3 protein-coding genes and 1 pseudogene are annotated in these 5,869 nt (G+C 68.2%); all 4 read right to left on the minus strand.

Features of this window, described 5'->3' with window-relative positions; genetic code table 11:
• Positions 1 to 168 precede the first annotated feature (168 nt).
• Positions 169 to 495: pseudogene (locus JSV65_19825) on the minus strand (GIY-YIG nuclease family protein).
• 457 nt (positions 496 to 952) lie between these two features.
• Positions 953 to 2,410, minus strand: coding sequence for a hypothetical protein (locus JSV65_19830; protein ID UCH34735.1), 1,458 nt, complete (start codon positions 2,408 to 2,410; stop codon positions 953 to 955).
• A 143-nt stretch (positions 2,411 to 2,553) separates the two neighbouring features.
• The gene (locus tag JSV65_19835; GenBank protein UCH34736.1) at positions 2,554 to 3,855 is read right to left on the minus strand and encodes a neutral/alkaline non-lysosomal ceramidase N-terminal domain-containing protein; all 1,302 of its coding nucleotides are present in this window, start codon (positions 3,853 to 3,855) and stop codon (positions 2,554 to 2,556) included.
• 8 nt (positions 3,856 to 3,863) lie between these two features.
• On the minus strand, positions 3,864 to 5,869 hold a 2,006-nt coding region (locus JSV65_19840), incomplete at its 5' end, for an O-antigen ligase family protein (protein ID UCH34737.1).

Here is a 5,869-nt window from a genome sequence, read left to right on the forward strand (position 1 = left end):
CGCCGCTGCGCCGGTTGTCCGGGACTATGACGGCACGCCCTGCCGAGACTCTTCGCTCCCCGTGCTCGGCCTCAATGACGCGATCGTGAGCCGTCGCGTCCTCCCCGGCCGCTCCGCACCCCGTTTGTCATTCCGAGCGAAGCGAGGAATCTCGGCGGTGCCATCTGCCTAGCCCTTGTCACCGCGCGCCCCAGCCAACGAGTCTCCGTTGGCAAACAGCTCTTCGGCCAAGTCCCGCCACCGCGGGTTGACCGATCGCACCAGTGCGAGCTTCTTCGCCCGCGACCACCCTTTGATCTCCTTCTACATGTAAATCGCCGCGCGCACGTCTGGCGTTGCCTCATAGTAAACAAGCCGGTCGATGTGATATCTCGCCGTGAAGCCGTCGATGAGCTTGTGCTTGTGCTGGTACAGACGTCGTTCAAGATTGCTCGTCACACCCGTATAGAGTGTCTTCGACCGATTCGTCATGATATAGACATAATATGTCTTCATCTCACGGAACGGCAACCCCGGCCATTAGCCGACAACGCTGCCGAGACTCTTCGCTCGCTGCGCTCGCTCTGAGTGACACGATCATGAGCCGTCGCGTCCTCCCCGGCCACTCGGTACCCCGTTTGTCATTCCGAGCGCAGCGAGGCATGCCCGCCCGGGGGCGGGAATCTCGGCGCCGCCGCGCGCCCCGTCCGGGACTATGACGGCACGCCCTGCCGAGACTCTTCGCTCCCCGTGCTCGGCCTCAATGACACGATCGTGAGCCGTCGCGTCCTCCCCGGCCGCTCCGTACCCCATTGTCATTCCGAGCGAAGCGAGGCATGCCCGCCGGGGGCGGGAATCTCGGCACCGCCGCGCGCTCCGTCAGGGACTATGACGGCATGCCCTGCCGAGACTCTTCGCTCGCTGCGCTCGCTCTGAGTGACAGCCTGAGGCTCAAGGGGCGCGCGCGTCCGCCTCACTCCCGAAACGCGAACGCGAACAGCTCCGCGCTCTTCATGATGAACCGCAGCGTCACGGGCTTGCCGGCTAGCGCGCCAATGTCCGCCCCCTTCGCCCAAGCCACCTGGTGCCGCAGCTCATCCCCCGCCAACGGCTGCGAGCGGGCGAGCACCGCGCCGGCCATATCCAGCACCTCCACGACGATCTCCCCGCCCTCCTGCGTCGCCGCGTTGAGTTCGAGCCGGCTGCCGGAGAAGACAATCGGCACCGTCGTCAGCGCCCCGCCCTCGGCCGGCGCGTCAACCGAACCGAACCGATCGAGCCTCCATGTTGCCAGGCCGATGCTGCCGGTGAACTCCGTGCCGCGGCCGGTGCCCTCCGCGCGGTAGAGGCACGGCGTCCCATGGGTATAGTCCGACCCGCCGTAGTACAGCCACACCTCGTCACCGACCCGAATCGCCTCCGCCGCGGTGCAGAAGAATCCGCAGTCCCACTCCCCGATCTGCCCCCGCGGCACGCACGGCACGCGGAACGGACGCTCCCAGTGCTCCAGGTCGCGCGACACCGCGAGCTGCAGCTCCCCCGGCCCCTCCTGGTTGCCGTAGCGCGCATTGTTGTTGACCGTGAACACCCATGGGAAGGCCAGCGTGCAGCTTTCCGCCTGATACACTCCGATGCCGTAGAACTCCGTGCGCATCAATGCCGGGTCATCAGGCACATCGAGGATCGCGCGCACCTCCTCGATCCGCGCCAGCGATCCGGCATCGTCGCGCGCGTCCGGCGCAAACACCAGCCGCGGCTCGGTCCAGTTCTCGAAGTCCTCGCTCGTGATGAGCCAGAAGCAGCGGCGGTCGTGCCCCATCACGGTCGCCCCAATCTTCGGGAACGCGACGTACAACTTGCGCCGCTCGTCGTAATAGCCCGTGATGACGTCGCCGCTGCGGCAAATCGGCTCTTCGCTCAACTGCGTCCAGCGCAGGCCGTCGGGCGAGACCATCGTATGATAGCCGTGCGACGCCTGGTTCCAGTAGATCATCTTGTAGCGGCGCGCGGGGTCGGGATCGGCTTGGTCCTTGATCACGCTCGCCAGCAGGCAGGCGTCGGCGACGGCGTTGTGCTCCTCGGCCTTGGCGCAGGTGATCGTGCCGACCAGCGGCTTGTCCCACGTCACGCCGTCCTTGCTCGTCGCGTACAGCGTCGCGTAGTCCCCGAAGTACTCCGACGCCTCGCCGATGTACCACATCTTGAAGAGCCGCTCGTCCTCGTCGTAGAGCACGCTGCCGTAGATCTCCAGCCGCCAGCCCTCCCACGGCAACTCCGCTTTCACCAGCGGATTGCGCGGATGCTTCCGCGCGGGATGCAGCGTGAACGCCACGTTGTCCGCCGAGCGAACCAGCACCTGGTCAACGAATAGCTGCGCCCGACCGCCGACATCGAACGGGCTGCCCGCATGCGCCATTCCTGCCGCTGTCATTGCCATGAGCATCGCACCCCAAGCGTATCTGACCATTGCTCCGCTGCCGATGACGCGTGGTTATTCCGGACACAACGCGTGACCAGGCTCTGCCGCCGCCTCGGCCCGGACGGCCCGGGGACAGTGCACCGCCAGCCGACGCCTTACCGCAGCGACTTCAGCAGTTCCACCGCCGTGCGTTCCACGATCCCTTGCACCTCCGGCGTGAAGGCCAGGAATCCGTACCAGCGGTGCGCGCTGTCCACCTCGTAGCCGCCCTCGGCGAACGCCTTTTGCGTCGGGATATAGCCGACGATGCGGTTCGCATAGCCGATGATGAACGTGTGCCGGAACGGCGACGCCGCCGCAATGCTGTCGCCGATTTCCACGAACACCTCGCCCGGCAGGCCGACCAGCGCGATGTCGTCCATCGCGATCGCCTGTATCTCCGACGTCACCGGCTCAGGCGGCGCGCCGCTCGCCGCGTGGTCGCTCATATCTTGCGCCCAGCCGCACATCGCCTCGTGCGCGCGTATCGCGGCGGCGTCCCCCGATTCGCGTGCGCCCGCGAGGGCCGCGCGATAGCTCGCCAGCTGCGCCTGAGCTTCCTCGCGCGTCGGCGCCCGGGTCGGCAGCCTGATCGGCCGCGTCGCGGCCTCGATTTCCACCCGCGACGACAGGGTGATATTGTCGAACATGCTCAGGCCCGCGCGCGCGACGGCCGCGCCCTGGCGCTCGACCGCCTCGAAGCTCCCGCGCTCCGCCGGATTGATGTCGCCGCAGGCGCCGTTGGTCACCATGACTACCGCGCTTCTGACCGCCTGCGCCATCGCCCGCACGGCCGCCCCCGGCCAGTCCGCCGAGATCAGCAGGTTATCGTCACACAGCACCACCCCATGGCAGCCGTGGTTCAGCATGACGCAGATCGGTCCGCCCCCGCCGTCCACACGCAGCACCCCGACGCGTCGGTCAACCGGCCCCGCGGGATGCTCGCCCAACACCATGCTCCCGTCCGCGGCGCGCTGGCGGCGGTTGACGCCGATCGACCCGGTGGCGAACCCCGCGCCGATGCTCGCCTCGACCGCGTCCCGCTCGGCCGCGGCCACCGCCTCCGCGATTCCCTCCACCGCGCGCTCCAGGAAACTCGCGTCGGCGGGCGCCATCCGCTCCAGGCATTTCACCGACGGCCCCGCGTGCGTGTGCGTCGCCGCCAACATCAGATGCGAGGGATGGATATCGGTCCGCGTCTTCACGCGATCGCGAATCCGCCCCACCAGATCCTCGTCGAACCCGATGATATCGGCGGCTACGAGCGCCGCGCGGCGCCCCGCGCTCTCCAGGTAGAGCGCCCGCGCGAACAACGGATCGTGCACCCCGGTGGACGGCTCGGTGCGCGTACCGTAGCCGGTCAGCCACACCCCCGGCTGTGGTGTGATATCAACTTGCGCCGCCCCTGCTCGGAGCATATCTTCTTCTACCTCCCTGTTTCGCTTAGCGGCGGTTCGTCTTCCACCATGCGCTCCACGTGCGTCGAGGCCTGGCGCGCCTCCACGCGCAGCGAATCCGCCTTCACGGTATCTCCCACGTGCGCCCAGAGGTCCGCCAGGCGCCACAATATCCTGGCGCGGAGCTGAATCAGCTCTTGCTCCGCCGGCGGGCTGTATTCGCCCGCCGCGCGCAGCGCCGCAGTGATCCCGGCTCCGAGCGTGTCTCGCTGCCGCAGTATCTCCAGCGCTCGCTCCAGCTCAGCCCGCGCCGTGTCGAGGTCTTCGCGCTCGAGCGCCGCGCGGCCCAGAGCGTAATGCGCATACGCGTATTCAGGCTCGATCCGCTGCTCCAGCGCCTTGTACCGCTCATACGGGCTCTGCTCGATCTCGAGCATGCGCCCGTAGAGCCCGAGCGCCGTCTGGACGCGCCCCCGCCGCGCCTCGAGTTCCGCCAGCCCGCGGTAGGCGGTCAGGTAGTTCGGGTTCAATTCGATCGCGCGCTGGTAGTTCGCCGCCGCTTCATCCCATGGCCCGACCAGTTCGTACAGCTTCGCCAGCACTACGTGGTTCAGCGCATTCGTGGGCTCAAGCCTGATCGCCCGCTCCACCTCCTTGATGCCCCCGGGCGCCCCCATCATGCGGCCGAGCTGACGATGATACTCGCCGCTGCCCGGCGCCAGCCGCACCGCCGACCGGTAATACTGCTCCGCGACGATCCGATTGCCCCGGGCGTCCGCCATGCGCCCCTGCTGATAGTAGTTCTCGGCGAGGTACGCGCGCACCGGATGATTGACCGCGAGCAGCGTCACCCCCGCCGCGACGGCGAAGGCCGCCCATCGTCCGGCAGGACTCAACGGCAGCGGCCGCCGCCACACCGCGAGCAGGCCCGCCTCGTCTGCGGCCGGCTTGGGGGGCGACTGCTCCCCGCGCCGGCGTTTCCTCTTTGTCGCCGGCTCGGCCGGCGTTTGCTCCGGCGCCGGCCCGGCCGCATTCCCCGCCAGCCCGCAGAGCGCCAACACCGTAAGCCCAATCGCCCCGATGTACCACCCGTAGTCGAGGAAGCTGTGAATGCAGAACGCGAGCACGCCCGCGATGCACCCCGCGCACAGCAGGCGGCTCTCTCGCTCCGGCAGCCGCCGGAACCCCTTCCCCGCGAGCCAGAAGAACGCCCCGAGCATCCACACGAACGCCGCTCCGCCCAGCAGGCCCGTCTCCGCCGCCACCTGCAGGTAGTTCTGGTGCGCCATGCGCGTGAATCCACCCGTCGCGTACTGCGGATAGACCGATTCGAACGCCGCCGGCCCGACGCCGAGCCACGGGTGAGCTGCGGCCATCGTCGCCGTCCCGCGCCACGTCAGGTAGCGGAACATGTTGGAGTGCTGCTGCGCCGACAGCGACCCGACCACGCGGACGCGCAGCGGCGTCACCGCCAGCGACACGAGGAGAATCAGCGCGAGCACTACGGCGCCGGCGACAAGCGCTAACCGCGTGCGGCGGAACACCACTCCCGCGAGCAGCGCGAACACGAACATCCCCGCGGCCAGGCTCAACCATCCGCCGCGCGAGGCCGTGAGCAGGAGCGCGATGATCGTCAGCAGGGCGGCGAATCCGGTGATGATGCGCATCGGCAGCGAGCGCGACCACAAGAACGCCGCCACCGCCACCGGTATCACCAGCTCCAGGAAGCCCGCCAACTCGTTCGGGTTGAAGAAGGTGCCGAAAATGCGCCAACTCGGGTTGCCCGCGGCGTACTCAAAGGCATACGAGCGGGCGCCGATCCACGACGTCACCAGCGCCCCGCCGATCAGCGCCGTCACATAGACGCGCCGCCGCCACACCGACGCCGGCTGATTGACGATGAACCAGAACAGCGCCGCGCACGATAGCAGCTTGTAGAACTCGATCGAACTCTCGTAGCGGTTGACGGAAACGAACACGGTGGCAAGCAGGGCCAGCGCGAGCAGCAGCGCCAGGGGTAGGTCCAACGGCGTGC

The organism is Armatimonadota bacterium, assembly GCA_020354555.1.
Classification (GTDB): Bacteria; Armatimonadota; Hebobacteria.